A 19233-nucleotide genomic window follows, 5' to 3' on the forward strand; every position below is an offset into this window, starting at 1 on the left:
GGCCCGCCCCGGGCCGGCGCCGCTGCACCGCCGATGCTGATCGCGCTCAACAAACCCTACGGCGTGCTGTGCCAGTTCACCGACCGCGACGGTCGTCCGACGCTGGCCGATTTCGTGACGACACCCGGCGTCTACGCGGCCGGGAGGCTGGACCGGGACAGCGAGGGCCTGCTGCTGCTGACCGATGACGGTGCGCTGGCGCACCGCCTGACCGATCCGCGCCACAAGCAGCCCAAGACCTACCTCGCACAGGTGGAAGGCCAGCCGGCCGACGCGGACCTGGCGCCGCTGCGGCGCGGCATCGTGCTGAACGACGGACCGACCCTGCCGGTGCAGGCGCGCGTGCTTCCGGCCGAGCCGGCCGGGTTGTGGCCGCGCGACCCGCCGATCCGGTTCCGCAAGGACACGCCAACCGCCTGGATCGAGCTGGTCCTGCGCGAGGGCCGCAACCGCCAGGTGCGGCGCATGACCGCGGCGATAGGCCTGCCGACGCTGCGCCTGGTGCGCATCCGCGTCGGCGACCACGCGCTGGACGGCCTGGCGCCGGGCGCGACCCGGTGCCTGGCGCGCTGACGCGGCCGGCGCGATCAGCGGTTGGTCAGCTGCAGCTCGATGCGCCGGTTGCGCGCGTAGGCGTCCGCCGAGGAACCCGGATCGAGCGGCTGGAACTCGCCGAAGCCGTTGGCCGACAGCCTGTGCGCGGGAATGCCCTGCACGACGAGGTACTTCACGATCGCGACGGCACGCGCGGTCGACAGCTCCCAGTTCGACGGGAAGCGGTCGGTGGCGATCGGCCGCCGGTCGGTGTGGCCGTCGATGCGCAGCACCCAGTCGATGCTCGACGGGATCTCGGCGGCGACCTCGGCGACGGTCGCCGCCAGCCCCGCCAGTTGCGCCTGCGCCTCGGGCCCGAGATCGGCCGAGCCGGACTCGAACAGGATGTCGGTCGGCACCACGAACCGATCGCCGACGACGCGCACGTCGCCGCGGTGGCCGAGCACCTGGCGCAGGCGGCCGAAGAATTCCGACCGGTAGCGCTCCAGCTCGCCGACCCGGTTGGCCAGCGCCAGGTTGAGCTCCTTGCCGAGGTCGGCGATGCGCAGGTCCTTGGCGACGTTGTCTTGCCTGGCGACATCCAACGCGGCCTGCAGGCTGCCGAGCTGCTCGCGGATCGCGGCCAGCTGGCGGTTCAGCAGCTCGGTCTGGGCCACTGCGGCCGCGGTCAGGTCGGTCTGCCGGACGAGATCCTCCTTGGACGTGTCCAGCTGCATGCCGAGCTGGGCGACTTCGGCTTCCAGTTCCTTCTTCAGCGCGTCGAGCGCGGCGATGTCGGCCCCGAGCGCGGCGGCCTGCGCCTGCGCCTGGTCACGCTCGGCACCGGTCGTGCCGAGGCTGGCAGCCAGCTCGGCGACCCGGGCGTCGAGCGCCCGGTTGGCATCCTGGCTCAGCGACAGCGTGCGGGCCAGTTCCGCCACCTGCGCGTTCAACGCATCCAGCGCGCGGTTCTTGCCGACCAGCGAATCGGACAGCACGAACTGGCCGATCGCGAAGATCAGCAGCACGAAGATCATCACCATGATCAGCGAGGTCAGCGCATCGACGAATCCGGGCCAGATGTCGAAGGCACGACGGCGGCGCAGCAGGCTCAAGGGCGCGACTCCGGATCGGCGCCGTCGCGCGAGGACCGCCCGGACACGGCGGCCGCCACGGTCCGCGACAGCAGGCGCAGCTCGCTGCGCAGGTCATCGGACAGGCCGGCACCCGCGCCGGACTGCTGCGCCAGGTGGCGCAGGACGACCTTCAGCTCGTCCTGGGCGGCCACCGCCGCCTGCCGCTCGCGCGCGTCGCGGCCGAGCGTCTCGTTGAGCCGCGCCAGCTGGGCGCCGAGCTCGGCCAGCTGCTCGTTGGTACCGCGCCGCTCGCGCTCGTTCTCGACGATGGCACGCTGCATGCGCTCCAGGCCGTCGGCGGTCTGCTCGAGCAGCGCCTGGACATAGGCCGGCACCGAGGCGTCGCCTTCCAGGGCCGAACCGGACGAAAGCCGGGTCATGCCCGAAAGCCATTCCTCCAGCTCGTTGTAGAAGCGGTTCTGCGCATGGCCGGCCTGCAGGTCGAGGAAGCCGATCGCCAGCGAGCTGGCCAGGCCGAACAGCGAGGTCGAGAAGCTGGTGGACATGCCGGCCAGCGGCTCCTTCAGCTGCTCTTTCAACGCACCGAACATCGCCGCAGCGTCCGAGCCGATGCCGAGCGCGCCGATGATCTCCGACACCGACCGGATGGTGACCAGCAGGCCCCAGAACGTGCCGAGCAGGCCGAGGAAGATCGCCAGGCCGATCAGGTAGCGCGACAGGTCGCGCGACTCCTCCAGGCGGATCTGGACGCTGTCGAGGATCGTGCGCATCGACGGCGCCGACAGGGCGGACCGCCCGCGCTCGCGGCCGGCCAGCAGGCGCGCCATCGGCGCCAGCAGGTGCGGCCGTCCCGGCGGCGGCGCATCCGGGTTCGAGCGCCGGAACGAGGCGATCCAGCGTGTATCGGCCGCCAGGACCAGCACCTGGCGCAGATTGACCGCCACGCCGGCCAGCAGCACCGTCAGGATGATGCCGTTGAAGAACGGATTGGCCATGAAGATGTCGGCCAGCCGCGGCGCCAGCGCGGCGACGAGGACGCCCAGCGCGAGGAGAAAGACGAACATGCCGGTCAAGACGCGACTGGGGTAGGAATTCATGGGCGTTCTGGATCCGACGTTGGGCGTTGCAGCGGAGGCTTGAGTGGAGGCGCGTCGAAGCGCCGAGTTCCCGAAGTCCGAGGTGCGCCGCCGCCGGCGGCATGGCCGGATTGCCGGCGAAACGGACACCAAGACATAAAATTACCGGCGTATCAGCTTGTTAGACGCACTTTCATCAAATAGGGCCGTGATATAGGATAGCCCGGTCTGCTCGATAAGCAGGCTTTGGCTAGTCTGCTTGCGGAGCGGGCCACGACTAGAAATGAATGTCCAAACTATTTCGGGGTAAGTCGACATGAATCTCAAACGCGCAATGGTTACCGCGGCCATCGTAATGGCCGTCTATGGTGGTACCGCCTCTGCTCAGATCGCAGCCAAGATGGATCGCGCCTCGTGGACGCCGGGCACCGTGGTTCCGACGGGCGGCTCCTGCGCCGCACCGACGGGTACGCTCTCGCCGCCGACACCGGTTTCCTATTCGGGCAACAACAGTGGCGGCACCAACAGCATCGACGCGCAGACGGTCGATGCGTGTATCGATCCCACCTTCTTCGGCGGTTCGTCGGGTCCGGAAGACATCTACCAGTTCACGCCGGGCACCGCGGCCAGCCTGACGTTCGCGATCAACGGCACCGGCGGCTTCGACCCGTACATCTACCTGCTGCAGACCTGCGGCGACGTGGAGAGCTGCGTGGCCGGTGCCGACGACGAGGGCGGCGTCAACACCCCGCAGTTCACGTATGCCGGGTTCACGGCCGGCGTTCCGTACTACTTCTACGTCGACTCGTTCTACGGGGTGGGCACCTCCGGCTGCTGCGGCCCCTACACCGGCCAGATCAGCGGCACGTGGCCGGTCGAGCTGAGCCAGTTCTCGATCGACTGATCCACCTGCATGTCCGTGGACGGGCCTTCGGGCCCGTCCACGTTTCCAGCGTCGTTTCCTGCGCGGCGCTTCGTCGATTTTCTCGCGCAAGCCCGGTCGTACCGGGACCTCCCGCCACGTCGCGGGGCGTCGGAGACCCGGCTGCCGATCAGCGGTATTGGTTCCGATGAAATCCCTCATTCGATACTGGCCGGGCGTGGCGCTGGCCTTGGCCTGCGGCTTCGCCTTCGCGGCCTCCCCCTCATCTCCTCCCGCCGGCAACCTGGTCTTCGAGGCCGTGTCGGAAACCCCTGTGGAGATCTTCCAGGGTGCGGACGCCCGATTCACCTACCGTGTCCGCAATACCGGAACATCCCCGATCCGCATCCAGCGAATCGACCCGGCGCCACCGCCAGGCAGTGCGCGGTTCGAGCCGGCTGAATTGGCGCCCGGCGCAACCGGGCGCATCGAGCTGGAGAAACCGGCGATCGACGCCCTCGGCAAGCAATCGTTCGCGTTTCACGTCTACAGCACCGACGCAGCGGCACGCTCGGTCCCCGTCTCACTTCCCGTATTCGTCGGCTCGGCCTACGTTCCGGAGCTGCCGGCGATTGATTTCGGGGTGATCCGCAAAGGCCATGCCGAACCAAAGCTGTTGGAGGTGACGAGCTTCGAGGCACCGTCACTGAAGATGGAGGGCATCATCGAAAAACCGGACTGGGTCCTCGTCGAACCGGTGCCCGGCGAGACCGGCAAGGACCCGCAGCGACTGATGCTCCGCGTCAGTCTCACCAAGAACCTGCCGCTCGGCGAGTCCCGGCGCACGGTCAAGATCAGGACCAACATCCAAACCCAGCCGGTACTCGTGCTGCAGGTCGCCACGAACGCCTACGACAAGATCCAGGTGTCGCCGGCCCAGATGGACATCGGCGCAATTCATCGCAACGCGAAGATCGTACAGACGGTGGACCTGCGTGCGATCGACGGCAAGCCGATCCAGATCACCAAGGCGGAGGAAACCGGCGAAAATCTCGATCTTTCGATCGAACCGTGCGGCGAAGGCTGCGCGCGCCTGAGCGCCAAGGTCAAGACGGCCAATCTGAAGCCTCTGCGCGGCTATGTGACGGTCCAGGTCGGCAGCCACGGCGAGACCATCAAGATCCCGTATTACGGGCTGATCGTGAAAGAAGGGACCATGATCAAGAATCTCGGCGTGCTCGATGCCAATGCCGATGTCCGTGTCCAGGGCGAGGTCAAGGAGCAATGATGCACATTTTCCGTCGCTCGATTCTGCTGTTCCTGGTCACCGCCGCCATCGTCGCGAGCGCGTCGGCAGCGGATCCGGAGACCGCCAATACGCTGCGCTGGAAAGCCCGCAGCGAAACCGGCACGTACGGCTACCTCGTCTATCGTGGCGATCACGCCACCGGCCCGTTCAAGCGGCTCAATGCACGCGTCGTGCAGAAGCACGCCGCTGCCGACGAACAGTACGCCTTCGCCGATACCGACGTCGTCGCCGGCCGGACGTACTACTACCGGATCTACGCAGTCAACGACAATGGGGTCAAGAAGCCGCTGAGCCCGGTCCTGCCGAAAATCGCCGGTGGCGAGCAGGCCGTATCCGATCTCAAAACCAAGGGCACACGCTAAAGGTAACTGCATCGGCGCTTGCGAGTGGGCCAATAACCCTGGGGCGCCCGCTGGGACCTTTCCGGCACGGCGCCGTGGTGTCCTGGCGCAAGCACGCCGGAAACACCTTTACCCCGTCATGAAGGCGAAGGTAGACTCGGTAGTCCGCATTTTGGATGAATGCGGGCAAAAGTCTTGTCAACTCTTACGGGGAATACGACATGAATCTCAAGTTTTCTGCGCTGGCGGCACTGACCGTTCTGTCTTTTGGTAATACCGCGCTGGCACAAAAGGTGCCCTATGTTCCGGGTGACCCGGTGGTTGCCGTGCCGGCCGGCGGAAGCTGCGCGGCACCGTCCGGCACCATCTCCGCGACCGGCGCGATCTCCGGCAACAATGCCGGCGGCACCAACAGCATCAACGCGGTGCCGTCGGGAACCTGCTCGGAATACACCGGCGACAACGCCAAGGGTCCGGAGGACATCTATGTCATCACGCCGGGCGCCGCCAACTCGCTGACGTTCACGCTGACCGCCAGCGGCGGCTGGGATCCGATGATGTACATCCTGTCGACCTGCGGTAGCGCCGCCAGCTGCATGGTCGGCAGCGACGATATCAGCGGTTCGAACCTCAACCCGTCGCCGCTCCTGCCGACGATGACGCCGGGCACGACCTACTACGTCTACGTCGATTCCTGGTATGCCAATGGCGGAGCCACGGCCAACAACGGTCCGTACAACCTCAACGTCACCGGCACGTTCCCGGTCACGCTGACCGAGTTCGCGATCGACTGATCCATCCGTGGCCCGAAGACGGCTGCCTCCGGGCAGCCGTCTTTCTTTTTGCGTGGCGTTTTTCATGAAACCCATTTTTCTTGGCATCGCCGTTTCGCTGGCAGCGGCCACGGGTGTTGTGCACGCGGCCGAGGAAAAAGCCTCGCCTTCCGCGCCTCCGGTCGCATCGTCCCTGGTTTTCGAGCCGGAAGGCGCATCGCCGATCGAGGTATTCGAGAACCAGACCGCCCGCCAGGTCATGCGCGTGCGCAATACCGGCACCCGCCCCATCACGATTCGCCGCGTCGATCCGGCACCGCCGCCGGGAACGGCCCATTTCGAGCCGCGCGTAGTGGAACCGGGCCAGAGCGGACAGCTGGTTCTCGAAAAGCCGATGGCCGAAGAACGTGGCCTGCAGACGGTGCGCTTCCATTTGCTGAGCGACGATCCATCACGGCCTTCGCAGCCGGTGAGTTTTCCGGTGTTCGTCCAATCCGCCTATTACCCGGAGTTGCCGGACATCGATTTCGGCTACGCGGACCGGCGCGCCGAACCGAGCAGGACGCTGACGATCGACAGCCTCGAAACCGATGCGCTGCGGGTGGTGTCGATCGTCGAAAAGCCCGACTGGCTGATCCTCGAGCCCGCGGCCGGCCGCTCGCCCCAGCAGGTCCAGCTCCGCGCGAAACTGGCAGGCTCGGTGCCGCTGGGCGAACTGTCGCGGCGCATCGTGCTGCGGACCAACGTCACGGCACAGCCGGAGCTGGTGGTCCGGGTCCGGGCGCATGTCCATGGCGACGTCACCGCCACACCGCCGAGCCTGAGCTTCGGCGCCGTCGAGCAAGGCAAGCCGGCGGCACTGGACGTCGAACTGCGGACGAGCGACGGCAAGGGGCTGGAGCTGGCCAAGCTGGAGGCCGATCCCACCGAGCTGGACGTGTCGAGCACCGCCTGCGGCACCGGCTGCCTGCGCGTGCATGCCGCGCTGCGCACCGATGCGATGAAGGCGATCGGCAACAGGGAAATCGTCGTCCTGCTGAAGGACCGCGACGAACGCGTCCGCATCCCGTACTCGGGGCTGATCGTCAAGGCCGGCACCAACATCAAGGTGCTCGGCGTGATCGACGAGAAGACCGATCTGAAGATCGATGGGAAGACCGGAGGCAAGCCATGAAGCCGCGGATCGCACTGCTCGTGGCCGGCCTGCTGGCCACCGGCGTCTGCGCGGCCGAGCCGGCCGGCAATACGCTGCGCTGGAAAGCGCGCGAAACGGCCGCCGCCTACGGCTACCTGATCTATCGCAGCGACGCGCCGGACGGTCCGTTTCGCAGGATCAACGCGCGGATCATCCCGACACACCCCGACGCGGATACCAACCCCGACTACGCCTATGTCGATCACGACGTTCGCGAGGGAGGAACCTACTACTACCGCATCGACGGCATCAGCCGCGCGGGCGTCAAGAAGCAGCTGAGCCCGGTATTGCACAAGACCGTCGGCGGCGAGCCCACCAGGATCGATCCGGCTACCGCCGGCAAGCACGGCGGCGGTTGACGGCAGGCGGCATCGGCTGCCCTTTGCGGCAGGCCGGAGCGCGCCGGGTCAGCGCAGCGCGGCCCGGCGCAGGTCCAGCGTGAACGGATGTTCCGCGCTCGGCGCCTCGTCCGGCGGCTCGATCGGCCCGGGCGTATGGCCAAGCCGGAAGAAGCGCGCCAGCCGCCGGCTCTCGGCCTCGAACGCGTTGACGGGAAAGCTGGCGTAGTTGCGACCGCCTGGATGGGCGACGTGGTACTGGCAGCCGCCAGCCGAACGCTGCGACCAGGCATCGACCAGGTCGAACACCAGGGGCGCCTGCACCGGGATCGTCGGATGCAGGCCGGCAGCCGGCTGCCAGGCCTTGAAGCGCACGCCCGCCACGTACTCGCCGGCCCGTCCGGTCGGCCGCAGCGGCAGGCGGCGGCCGTTGCAGGTCGCCAGGTAGCGGTCGGGCGCCAGGCCGGTCAACCGCACCTGCAGGCGCTCGACCGAGGAGTCGACGTACCGCACGGTACCGCCGATCGCCCCTTCCTCGCCCATGACATGCCAAGGCTCCAGTGCATGGCGCAGCTCCAGCACGGCGCCGCCGGCCGCGTAGTCGCCGATCTGCGGGAAACGAAATGCCAGGTGCGGGCGGAACCAGTCCAGCTCGACCGGGTAGCCGGCGGCGCGCGTCTCGGCGATGACGTCGGCGAAGTCCTGCTCGACGAAGTACGGCAGCATGAAGCGGTCGTGCAGCTCGGTGCCCCAGCGGGCCAGGCGCGCCGGCCGGTACGGCGCCTTCCAGAAGCGCGCGACCAGGGTGCGCAGCAGGAGCTGCTGCGCCAGGCTCATCTGGGCATGGGGCGGCATCTCGAACGCGCGCAGCTCGACCAGCCCGAGGCGGCCGGCCGGTCCATCCGGCGAATAGAGCTTGTCGATGCAGAATTCGGCGCGATGCGTATTGCCGGTGACGTCGACCAGCACGTTGCGCAGCAGGCGATCGAGCAGCCACGGCGGCAGCTCGCCGGTGCCGTCCGGGAACTGGTCGAACGCCACCTCCAGCTCGTAGAGCGCGTCGTTGCGCGCCTCGTCCACGCGCGGCGCCTGCGAGGTGGGCCCGACGAAGAGGCCGGAGAACAGGTACGACAGCGACGGGTGGTTGTGCCAGTAGGCGATCAGGCTGCGCAACAGGTCCGGCCGCCGCAGGAACGGTGACTCGAACGGCGTGGCGCCGCCGAGCACCAGGTGGTTGCCGCCGCCGGTGCCGGCGTGGCGCCCGTCGAGCATGAACTTCTCCGCGGCCAGCCGCGTGGTGCGTGCCGCTTCGTACAGGTGCGTCGTCTGGTCGACCAGGGCACGCCAGGATGCAGCGGGCTGGATGTTGACCTCGATGACGCCGGGGTCGGGCGTGATGCGCAGCACCTCCAGGCGTGGATCGCGCGGCGGCTCGTAGCCTTCGAGGATCACCGGCGTTCCCAGTGACTCGGCCGTGGCCTCGATCGCGGCGACCAGCGCGAGATAGTGCTCCAGCCGCGCCAGCGGCGGCAGGAAGACGTACAACGTGCCGTCGCGCGGCTCGGCGCACAGCGCCGTACGGGCGATCCAGGCGGCGGACTCGCCCGGCGAGGGCCGGCGCACCGCGACGGCGGGCGGCGGGCGCAGCGACCCAGCCTCCGGGTGCAGGCCGTGGACCTCGCGCCGCAGCTGCGAATGCCGCGGCAGCGGCCCCGGCACGCGCGCCGGATCGAGCGGGTGCACGTAGGGGTAGTCGGCGTCGGCCACCCACGGCTGCGAATCGAGCGGCAGGCGGTATCCCATCGGCGAATCGCCGGGCACGAGGAAGCACTGCTCGCTGCGCAGGAACCACGGGCCGGTCTGCCAGGTATCCAAGGGCCGGGCGAGCGGAAGCGCGTGGCCGACGACCCGGCCCAGTCCCTGGCCGAACACGCGGACCAGGCGCGCACGCTCGAGCGCGTCGCCCAGGCGCGGGTCGGACGGGTCGACGTTGCCGGGCAGGCGCCGCTCGCGCCACAGGTAGTACAGCAGGTCCTCGTAGGCCGGAAACGCGAAGCCCGGATCGAGGCCGAGGCGGACGGCGACCTCCTCGACGAAGGCACCCGCCAGCGTCGTGTCGGCGCCGTGGCCGGTGGTCTCGTCGGCGATCAAGGCGGCGTTGCGCCAGAGCGGCTCGCCGTCCCGGCGCCAGAAGCAGTTGAGCGACCAGCGCGGCAGCTGCTCGCCCGGATACCACTTGCCCTGGCCGAAATGCGCCAGGCCGTCAGGCGCATAGCGTGCCTTGAGGTGCGCGAACAAGGCCACCGCGCGACGCCGCTTGGTCGGTCCCAGCGCGGCGATGTTCCACTCGGCACCGTCGGGATCGTCGGCGGCGACGAAGGTCGGCTCGCCGCCCATCGTCAGGCGCACGTCCGCGCGCGCCAGCTCGGCGTCCACGCGCTCGCCGAGCGCGTCGATCGCCTGCCACTGCGCCCGTGCATACGGCCGTGTCACGCGCGGCGATTCGCGCAGGCGCGTGATCGCCATCGTGTGGCCGAAGACCACCTCGCACGGGTCGACCGCGCCGCTGATCGGCGCCGCCGCACCCGGCTCGGGCGAGCAGGCCAGCGGAATGTGGCCCTCGCCCGCGAGCAGGCCCGACGTCGGATCCAGCCCGATCCAGCCGGCGCCCGGGAGGTAGACCTCGGCCCAGGCGTGCAGGTCGGTGAAATCGGCCGCGGGGCCGGCCGGCCCGTCGAGCGGCCGCACGTCGGCCACGAGCTGGATCAGGTAGCCGGAGACGAAGCGCGCGGCCAGGCCCAGATGGCGCAGCAGCTGCACCAGCAGCCAGGCCGAATCGCGGCACGAGCCCGAGCCGTTCTCGAGCGTCTGCTCCGGACTCTGCACGCCGGGCTCCATGCGGATCAGGTAGGCGATGTCGCGTGCCAGGCGGCGGTTGAGCGCGACCAGGAAGTCGACGGTCGGCGCCGGACTGCGCGGCACCGCCGCGAGGTAGTCGGCGAACCGCGGCGTCAGCGGGGCGCGTACGAGGTAGGAGGTCAGTTCGCGGCGCAGTGCGCGCTCGTAGCCGAACGGGAACCGCTCCGCCCCGGGATCGAGGAAGAAGTCGAACGGGTTCAGCACCGCCATCTCGGCGACGAGATCGACCTCCACGCTGAACTCGCGTGCCGGTTCGGGAAACACCAGCCGCGCCTGGTAGTTCGACTGCGGGTCCTGCTGCCAGTTGATGAAGTGTCCGGCCGGGCGGACCACCAGCGCGTAGGACAGGATGCGCGTGCGGCAATGCGGCGCGGGACGCAGGCGCACCAGCTGCGGCCCCAGGTGCACCGGCCGGTCGTAGCGGTAGCGGGTGACGTGGTTCAGCGCAACATGAATCGACATCCTGACCTCGGCGAAGGCGGCATCGGCGGTTTCACGGTCGCGGTCCGGCCACCCTGCTGCGCCTTGCCTCCGGGATTCCTGGACGACATCGGCGCGTGCACGGGCGGACCCCCCGCACCATAGCAAAATTGTGCATTGCAGCGAATGCCGTCCGCCGGCACCGGGACCTCGCGCAGCCGGCCCGCCGCGGGCCCGCGAAGCGACCGGAAAAGGAACCGCACAGATGCCTTTTTTTCTTGAGTTACGGGTGTTTGCGGCTGGATTCGCGTCATCGCGGCTGGGTAGAATCGTGTGTTCACCCCAACCGGACAGTGCGATCATCATGAGTGCCTCAGGCGCGGTTGTACCCGCCGTCACCGTCGAATCGATCAACCAGCAGCTCAAGAAGCTCGTCGCCCCGGCGCGCCAGCGCGACATCCTGGCGTTCGCCGAGCACTTCTTCCGCCGGGTCATCCCGGAGGACATGCGCGAGCGCGACGAGGTGATGTGGGCCTACATCGCGATCGGCATGTACGAGTTCGTGCGCGAGCGCAAGCCGGGGGTCGCGAAGGTGCGCGTGCTCAACCCGTCGATCGAGGCCGACGGCTTCGAGAGCAGCCATACCGTGATCGCGATCGACACCGACGACATGCCGTTCCTGGTCGACTCGGTCAGCATGGCGATCGCCCACGCCGACCAGCAGACCCATACGCTGATCCATCCGATCTACCACATCGACCGCGACCCGGGCGGCCATGTGCTGGCGATCGACACCGAGCAGTCCGAGCGCGGCAAGGCCGAATCGGTCATGTACGTCGAGGTCGACCGTATCACCGAGCCGGGCGAGATCGATGCGCTGCGCGACGCGATCGTCGGCGCGATCGAGGACGTGCGCATCGCGGTCGCCGACTGGCCGGCGATGCGCCGGCGCATGATCGACATCGCCGACGAGCTGCCCAAGCGTGCCTCCTCGACCGACGCCGACGCGATCGGCGAGGCGCAGGCCTTCCTGCGCTGGGCCGCCGAGGACAACTTCACGTTCCTGGGCTATCGCGAGTACGCCATCGCCGCCAAGGGCGGCGACCGCGTGCTGCAGGCCCGCGAAGGCACCGGGCTCGGGATCCTGCGCGGTGCCGGCGGCGCCGGCACGCCGCGCTCGCTGTCGGGCCGCGACCAGCCGGTGCCCGTCAACACGCCGCTGGTGCTGACCAAGACCAATGCGCGCGCACGCGTGCACCGGCCCGGCTACATGGACTACATCGGCATCCTCGCCTTCGACGAGAACGGCCAGCCGGTGTCCGAGCAGCGCTTCCTGGGCCTGTACACCTCGGCCGCCTACATGCGCCGGCCGCAGGACGTGCCGCTGATCCGCCGCAAGTTCGAGGCGATCACGCACCGCTCGGGCCTGCGCCGCGACTCGCACTCGGGCAAGGCGCTGCGCCACATCCTCGAGACGCTGCCGCGCGACGAGCTGTTCCAGGGCAACGAGGAAGAGCTGTACGACACGGCGATCGGCGTGCTGGCGCTGCAGGAGCGCGGGCGCACGCGCCTGTTCGTGCGCGGCGATCGCTTCGGCCGCTTCTTCTCGTGCCTGGTGTACCTGCCGCGTGACCGCTTCAACACCGGCGTGCGCGAACGGGTGGAGGCACTGCTCAAGAACGCGTTCCACGGCGAGCGTGTCGATACCACGGTGCTGCTCAGCGAATCCCCGCTGGCGCGCCTGCACCTGCTGATCCGTCCCAAGCCCGGCGACAACCCCACCTATTCCACGATCGAGCTGGAGAACCAGATCGCCCAGATCGTGCGCAACTGGCACGACGAGCTGCGCGACATCCTGGTCGAGCGCCACGGCGACGATACCGGCCGCAAGCTCGCCAGCCGCTACGGCAAGGCACTGCCGGTCGGCTACATCGAGGAGATCACGCCGCACGTGGCGGCCAACGACGTCGAGCTGGCGGCCAGCCTCGGCAGCGTCGAGGACATCCGGCTGAACTTCTACCGGTCGCGGCGCCGTCCGGAAATCCTGCACTTCAAGGCATTCCGCTTCGGCGGCGACATCGCGCTGTCGGAGGTCATCCCGCTGCTCGAGAACATGGGCGTGCGGGTGCTGACCGAGCACCTCTACGAGCTCGACGTCGGCGGCCGCGCGCTGACGATCCAGGACATCGAGGTGCAGCCGAGCACGCGCTGCGAGTTCGACGTGGACCAGGTGCGCGACGCGTTCCAGACCGCCTTCGAGAAGGTCTGGCGCGGCGACGCGGAGAACGACGCGTTCAACAAGCTGGTGCTCGGCGCCCAGCTCGACTGGCGCCAGGTCAGCATGCTGCGCGCCTATGCCAAGTACCTGCTGCAGACCGGCGTGCCGTTCTCGCAGACCTACATGGAGCAGACCCTGGTCAGCTACCCGGCAATCGCGGGGCTGCTGGTCGAGCTGTTCGAGGCGAAGTTCGATCCCAAGCGCGAGACCGCCGGCGAGGCGGTGGTCGAGCACGCGCGCCAGCGCCTCAAGCGCGAGCTGGAGACGCTGCTGCCGGCCGAGGTGCGCGAAGCCGACCCGGAACTGGTCGACGGCCTGGTCGCGGTGCGCGACCAGCCACGCGGGGCGCAGATCGACGCGGTGATGGTGGCGATCCGCACGCTGCTCGAGCGCGTCGCCAGCATCGACGAGGACCGCATCCTGCGCAGCTTCATGGCGGTGATCCGCGCCACCCTGCGCACCAACCACTACCAGACGCGCGAAGGCCGCCTGCACGACTACGTCAGCTTCAAGTTCGACTGCGCCCAGCTCACCGAGCTGCCCAAGCCGCGGCCGTACCGCGAGATCTTCGTCTACGGGCCGCGCGTGGAAGGCGTGCACCTGCGCTTCGGCCCGGTGGCCCGCGGCGGCCTGCGCTGGTCGGACCGGCGCGAGGACTTCCGCACCGAGGTGCTGGGCCTGGTCAAGGCGCAGATGGTCAAGAACACCGTCATCGTGCCGGTCGGCTCCAAGGGCGGCTTCTTCGTCAAGCGCCCGCCGGCCAGCGGCGAACGCGATGCCGTGCTGGCCGAGGGCGTGGCCTGCTACCGCATGTTCATCAACGGCCTGCTCGACATCACCGACAACCTGGTCGACGGTGCGGTGGTGCCGCCGGCCGACGTGGTCCGCCACGACGACGACGATCCGTACCTGGTCGTGGCCGCCGACAAGGGCACCGCGACGTTCTCGGACATCGCCAACGCGGTGGCCGCCGAGCACGGCTACTGGCTCGGCGACGCGTTCGCCTCGGGCGGCTCGGTCGGCTACGACCACAAGGGCATGGGCATCACCGCCAAGGGCGCCTGGGAGTCGGTCAAGCGCCACTTCCGCGCGCTCGGCATCGACTGCCAGAGCACCGACTTCACCTGCGCCGGCATCGGCGACATGTCCGGCGACGTGTTCGGCAACGGCATGCTGCTGTCGCGGCACATCCGGCTGGTGGCGGCGTTCGACCACCGCCACATCTTCATCGACCCGGACCCCGACGCGACGGCCTCCTACGCCGAGCGCGAACGGCTGTTCAAGCTGCCGCGCTCCTCGTGGGCCGACTACGACGCGAAGCTGATCTCCCAGGGCGGCGGCGTGTTCCCGCGCACGCTCAAGACGATCGCGATCACGCCCCCGATGCGCGCCGCGCTGGGCCTCGCCGACGGTGTGACCCAGCTGACGCCGAACGAGCTGCTCAACGCGATCCTCAAGGCGCCGGTGGACCTGCTCTGGAACGGCGGCATCGGCACCTACGTCAAGGCCTCGTCCGAGACCAACGCCGACGCCGGCGATCGCGCCAACAACGCGATCCGCGCCGACGGCGGCGAGCTGCGCTGCCGGATCGTCGGCGAGGGCGGCAACCTCGGCATGACCCAGCGCGGGCGCATCGAGGCGGCGTTGAACGGCGTGCTGCTCAACACCGACTTCATCGACAACTCCGCGGGCGTGGACACCTCCGATCACGAGGTCAACATCAAGATCCTGCTCAACGATGCGGTCCAGCGCGGCGAGCTCAGCTACGACCAGCGCAACGCGCTGCTGCGGGCGATGACCGACGAGGTCGAGCGCCTGGTGCTGTTCGACAACTACCGCCAGAACGAAGCCATCAGCATCATGGAGCGGATGTCCGTGGCGCGGCTGGGCTCCAAGCAGCACTTCATCCGCACGCTCGAGTCGCAGGGCCTGCTCGACCGGCAGATCGAGTTCCTGCCGAGCGACGCCGAGTTCGCCGAACGCAAGGCGCGCGGCCTCGGCCTCACGCGGCCGGAGCTGGCGATCCTGCTGTCCTACTCCAAGATCGTCACGTTCCAGCAATTGCTCGATTCGGACGTGCCCGAGGACAGCTACCTGTCCAAGGAACTGCGCCGCTACTTCCCGGAGCCGCTGCGCGAGACCTACGCCGAGCACATGGAGCGCCACCGCCTGAAGCGCGAGATCATCGCCACGGCGGTCACCAACTCGATGATCAACCGGATGGGCGCGACGTTCTCGCTGCGCATGCAGGAGGACACCGGCCAGGGGCCGGCGGCCGTGGCCAAGGCCTTCAGCATCGCCCGCGAAGTGCTCGACGCGCGCGGGCTGTGGGCGCAGATCGAGGCGCTCGACGGCACCGTCAACGGCAACGCCCAGATCGACGCGATGCTGGTGATCTGGAACCTGCTGCGCAACATGACGCGCTGGCTGCTGAACCGGCCGGGCGAAATCCAGGACATCGCCGCCGCGGTCGAGCGCTACCAGCCGGGCATGGAGACGCTGCGCGCCGACCTGGACCGGACGATGGCCGAGGGCGACCGCGCCGCCTGCGCCGAGGCGCGGGCGCGGTGGCTCGGCCACGACTTCCCGGTCGCGCTGGCCGATCAGCTGGCCGCCCTGCCGATCCTCGGCCCGGCGCTGGACATCGTGCTGGTGGCCGGCCAGAACGCGCTGCCGGTCGCGCTGGTCGCGGAAGTGGATTTCGCGCTCGGCGATGCGCTGCAGCTCAAGTGGCTGATGCAGAAGATCGAGGAACTGCCGGTCGAGACCCGCTGGCACGCCCATGCCCGTGGCGCGCTGCGCGACGAGCTCAACAGCCAGCAGCGCGCGCTGGCCGGCCAGGTGCTGGCGGCCGGTGCCGCAGGCTCGGGCGCCGAGCAGGTGGCGGCGTGGCTCGAGCGTGACGATCCGGCGCTCAAGTTCACGCTGGCGATGCTCGCCGACATGCGCAGCCAGGTCACGATCGACTACCCGATCGTCTCGGTGGCGGTACGCCGGCTGGCCCAGCTGGTACAGTCGGCCGGATGAGCAAGATCGCCGTCGTCGCCGCGCAGACCCCCGAGGCCCAGGCTGCCTTGGCGGATCTGCAGCGGCGCTACGGCACCTGCTCACCGGATGCCGCCGAGGTGATCGTCGCCCTCGGCGGCGACGGCTTCATGCTGCGGACGCTGCACCGCTACCTGCGCCACGAGCTGCCGGTCTACGGCATGAAGCTCGGCACCATCGGCTTCCTGATGAACCAGTACCGCCCCGAGGACCTGCCCGAGCGGATCGCCCGCGCGCAGCCGGCGCCGCTGCGCCCGCTGCAGATGGAGGCGCAGAACGAGGCCGGCGGCACCATCTCGGCGCTGGCGTTCAACGAGGTCTCGCTGCTGCGCCAGACCAAGCAGGCGGCCCATGTGCGCGTGGATCTGAACGGCGCGACCAAGGTCCCCGAGCTGATCTGCGACGGCGTCATCGTCGCCACCGCGGCCGGCTCGACCGCCTACAACCTCTCGGCCCACGGCCCGATCCTGCCGTTCGGCTCCAACATGCTGGCCCTGACGCCGATCAGCCCGTTCCGGCCGCGCCGCTGGCGCGGGGCGATCCTGCCGGCGACGGTCGACGTCCGATTCGAGATCCTCGATCCCTACAAGCGCCCGGTCAGCGCGACCGCCGACTCCAACGAGGTGCGCGACGTCATCGACGTACGCATCCGCGAATCGAGCGAGCAGACGATGACCCTGCTGTTCGACCCGGAACACAACCTGGAGGAGCGCATCCTTGATGAGCAGTTCACGTTCTAGCGCCTGCACCCTGGGCCTGTCGGCCATCCTGGCCTGGGCTGCGCTTCCGGCCGCTGCCGACACCGGCTATGCCCGCCTGCCGGCCCAGGCACGCGCCGCCGCGGCCGCGAACGTCGAGGTCCTGGCCGACTACGGCAGCTTCCTGTGGGCGCGCGGCGAACGCCAGGCGCTGTCCGCTCTCGGCGCACCGGCGACCCAGGACACGCTGGCGACCTACGGACTGACGCTCGGCGGCCGCCACTTCGACCCGCTGGAAGCCTACCCGGATTCCGTCGCCACGGCCGGCCGCGATGCGCAACCGGCGCTGCGGCTGCTGCAGTTCCACGGGCCGCTCAAGCGCGAATGGCTCGATACGCTGCGCGCGCAGGGCATCGAGCCGGTGCAGTACCTGCCGCCGTTCGCCTATGTCGTCTGGGCGCGCGGCAGCGCGCTCGCGGCGGCGGCGGCACGCCCGGAAATCCGCTGGGCCGGCGACTTCCTGCCCGCCTGGCGTCTCGGCGCTTCGCTGGCCGCGCCGCGCCAGGGTGCGCGCGACCTGCTCGCCCTGGTCTACCGGCCGGCCGCGGTCGGGAACGAGTCGTTCCTGCTCAGCGGCGCGGTGCCCGGTGAGCGTGCGCCGATCGATGCGCGCTTCGAGGAGATCGCCCTGCGTGCCGACGACGCCGCGCTGCAGCGCAGCCTGACGATCGCCGGTGTCTACGCCGTGCACGAGGTGCCCACCGACGGCGGCCTGCGCGGCGAGGTCGGCGATGCGATCGTGGCGGGCCTCTTCAACGAGAGCGGCGTGCCGCAGGCGGGCCAGTACCGCACCTGGCTGGCCCAGGTCGGCTACGACGGCACCGGTGTCATCATGGCCAACGTCGACGGCGGCATCGCCGAGACCAATCCCAACCTCGTCAACCGCATGCTGCCGTGCGTGGGCGGCGGCAGCTGCGGCAACAGTTCCACTACCGACAGCCACGGCACCCATACCGCGGCGACGATGGCCGGCGACGGCTCCAGCGGCACGGTCGCCAACGGCTACCTGCGCGGCCTCGGCGTCGCGCCCGGTGCCAACCTGGTCGAGCAGATCTCGCGCTCGTCGATCTACAACGCGCCCGGCGGCATGCTGCGGCTGATGCGCGAGTCCTACGCCAACGGCGCCGTGCTGTCCGGCAACAGCTGGGGACCGTCGGCCTCGCCGCTCGGCTACGACAACCAGACCATGCAGGTCGACGTCGGCAGCCGCGACACCGATCCGGATACCACCGGCGACCAGCCGCTGATCTTCGTGCTGTCGATCATGAACGGCAACGGCGGGACCGGCAGCCAGGGCACGCCCGACGACGCCAAGAACATCGTCACGGTCGGCTCGACCTGGGCCGAGAACGCCGCCGGCGCGCCGCGCAACAACCTCGGCAGCATCTCCAGCAACAGCGCGCACGGGCCGGCGCGCGACGGGCGGCGCATTCCGCACCTGGTCGCGCCCGGCTGCAACATCGATTCGGCGGTCAGCGCATCCGGCTACGGCACGATGTGCGGCACCAGCATGGCCTCGCCGCACGTCAGCGGCGCGATCGGCCTGTTCACGCAGTTCTATCGCGCGCGCTTCGACGGCGCCAACCCCAGCGTGGCGATCGCCAAGGCCGCGCTGCTGGCGAGCAGCCAGGATCTCCAGGGCGGCACCGACGCCGACAACGGCGCCCTCGGCCACCGGCCCGACACCAAGCAGGGCTGGGGCCGCATGCGCATCGACTGGCTGCTGGAGGACGATCCGCCGGTCTGGTACTACGACCAGCAGCACGTCTTCCACGACACCGGGGAAACCTGGCAGCAGGTGGTCGAGGTGGTCGACCCGACCCGGCCGGCCAAGGTCATGCTGACCTTCACCGACGCACCCGGCCACGGCCTCGGCGGCGCCACGCCCGCCTGGAACAACGACCTGGATCTGCTCGTCACCAGCAACGGCCAGGACTACCGCGGCAACGTCTTCGGCAGCGACGGCTGGTCGGCCACCGGCGGCAGCGCCGATCCGCGCAACAACGCCGAGGGCATCATGCTGGCGCCGACGCAGCTGGGCGCGACGCTGACGATCACCGTGTCGGCGGCAGCGGTCGCATCCAGGGCACTGCCCAATGCGCCGGAGACGACCAGCCAGGACTTCGCGCTGGTCTGCGTGAACTGCCGCGTCGGCAGCGTGCCGATGCCGAACGACCTGTTCGACGACGGCTTCGACTGGGACCTGGGTCCCGCTCCGACATCCGCCGACTGAATCACGCGGCTCGTGCGGACCGCCGGGCGCCTGGGCGCCCGGCGGAACGATTCCA

Annotated in this window: 13 protein-coding genes; 10 read left to right on the top strand and 3 right to left on the bottom strand. The window is 69.3% G+C overall.

What is annotated here, in order from left to right; translation table 11 throughout:
• Window positions 1-33 precede the first annotated feature (33 nt).
• Window positions 34-573 carry a pseudouridine synthase gene (locus tag I596_RS15490; RefSeq protein ID WP_067649956.1) on the top strand — a complete coding sequence of 180 codons (540 nt, stop codon included), beginning with the start codon at window positions 34-36 and terminating at the stop codon, window positions 571-573.
• Between the two features lie 14 nt (window positions 574-587).
• Here the strand turns inward: I596_RS15490 and I596_RS15495 are convergent, their stop codons facing one another.
• Together I596_RS15495 and I596_RS15500 are read right to left on the bottom strand one after the other, a co-directional pair.
• Window positions 588-1649, bottom strand: a complete 1062-nt coding sequence (locus I596_RS15495; RefSeq protein ID WP_067649959.1) for a peptidoglycan -binding protein — start codon at window positions 1647-1649, stop codon at window positions 588-590.
• Window positions 1646-2728 (bottom strand): flagellar motor protein MotA, encoded by a 1083-nt coding sequence (locus tag I596_RS15500; protein ID WP_067649962.1) that lies wholly within the window; start codon window positions 2726-2728, stop codon window positions 1646-1648. Before I596_RS15500 ends, I596_RS15495 begins: the two co-directional genes overlap by 4 nt.
• Before the next feature lie 379 nt (window positions 2729-3107).
• On the opposite strand from I596_RS15500, the gene I596_RS15505 reads away from it, so the two are divergent.
• From I596_RS15505 to I596_RS15530, 6 genes are all read left to right on the top strand, one after another.
• Window positions 3108-3611, top strand: coding sequence for a hypothetical protein (locus I596_RS15505; RefSeq protein WP_150132199.1), 504 nt, complete (start codon window positions 3108-3110; stop codon window positions 3609-3611).
• A 166-nt stretch (window positions 3612-3777) separates the two neighbouring features.
• Window positions 3778-4857: a hypothetical protein gene (locus tag I596_RS15510; protein ID WP_150132200.1), complete on the top strand. Its 1080-nt coding sequence runs from the start codon at window positions 3778-3780 to the stop codon at window positions 4855-4857.
• On the top strand, window positions 4857-5240 hold the full coding sequence (locus I596_RS15515) for a fibronectin type III domain-containing protein (RefSeq protein ID WP_150132201.1): 384 nt from the start codon (window positions 4857-4859) through the stop codon (window positions 5238-5240). The genes I596_RS15510 and I596_RS15515 overlap by 1 nt, the downstream gene beginning before the upstream one ends.
• Before the next feature lie 200 nt (window positions 5241-5440).
• Window positions 5441-6013 carry a hypothetical protein gene (locus I596_RS15520; RefSeq protein ID WP_150132202.1) on the top strand — a complete coding sequence of 191 codons (573 nt, stop codon included), beginning with the start codon at window positions 5441-5443 and terminating at the stop codon, window positions 6011-6013.
• A gap of 7 nt (window positions 6014-6020) precedes the next feature.
• On the top strand, window positions 6021-7166 hold the full coding sequence (locus I596_RS15525) for a hypothetical protein (protein WP_150132203.1): 1146 nt from the start codon (window positions 6021-6023) through the stop codon (window positions 7164-7166).
• The gene (locus I596_RS15530) at window positions 7163-7546 is read left to right on the top strand and encodes a hypothetical protein (RefSeq protein ID WP_067649979.1); all 384 of its coding nucleotides are present in this window, start codon (window positions 7163-7165) and stop codon (window positions 7544-7546) included. The genes I596_RS15525 and I596_RS15530 overlap by 4 nt, the downstream gene beginning before the upstream one ends.
• Window positions 7547-7594: 48 nt before the next feature.
• Here I596_RS15530 and I596_RS15535 read toward each other — a convergent pair whose 3' ends face one another.
• Complete coding sequence (locus I596_RS15535) at window positions 7595-10906, bottom strand: transglutaminase family protein (RefSeq protein ID WP_067649982.1); 3312 nt, start codon at window positions 10904-10906, stop codon at window positions 7595-7597.
• A 223-nt stretch (window positions 10907-11129) separates the two neighbouring features.
• On the opposite strand from I596_RS15535, the gene I596_RS15540 reads away from it, so the two are divergent.
• Genes I596_RS15540 through I596_RS15550 form a run of 3 tightly spaced genes read left to right on the top strand, consistent with a single transcriptional unit; the run spans window position 11130 to window position 19178 of the window.
• Window positions 11130-16169: an NAD-glutamate dehydrogenase gene (locus tag I596_RS15540; protein ID WP_425478780.1), complete on the top strand. Its 5040-nt coding sequence runs from the start codon at window positions 11130-11132 to the stop codon at window positions 16167-16169.
• On the top strand, window positions 16166-16927 hold the full coding sequence (locus I596_RS15545) for an NAD kinase (protein ID WP_067649988.1): 762 nt from the start codon (window positions 16166-16168) through the stop codon (window positions 16925-16927). Before I596_RS15540 ends, I596_RS15545 begins: the two co-directional genes overlap by 4 nt.
• Window positions 16908-19178: a S8 family serine peptidase gene (locus tag I596_RS15550; RefSeq protein WP_067649991.1), complete on the top strand. Its 2271-nt coding sequence runs from the start codon at window positions 16908-16910 to the stop codon at window positions 19176-19178. The genes I596_RS15545 and I596_RS15550 overlap by 20 nt, the downstream gene beginning before the upstream one ends.
• Window positions 19179-19233 lie beyond the last annotated feature (55 nt).

The organism is Dokdonella koreensis DS-123 (assembly GCF_001632775.1).
Classification (GTDB): domain Bacteria; phylum Pseudomonadota; class Gammaproteobacteria; order Xanthomonadales; family Rhodanobacteraceae; genus Dokdonella; species Dokdonella koreensis.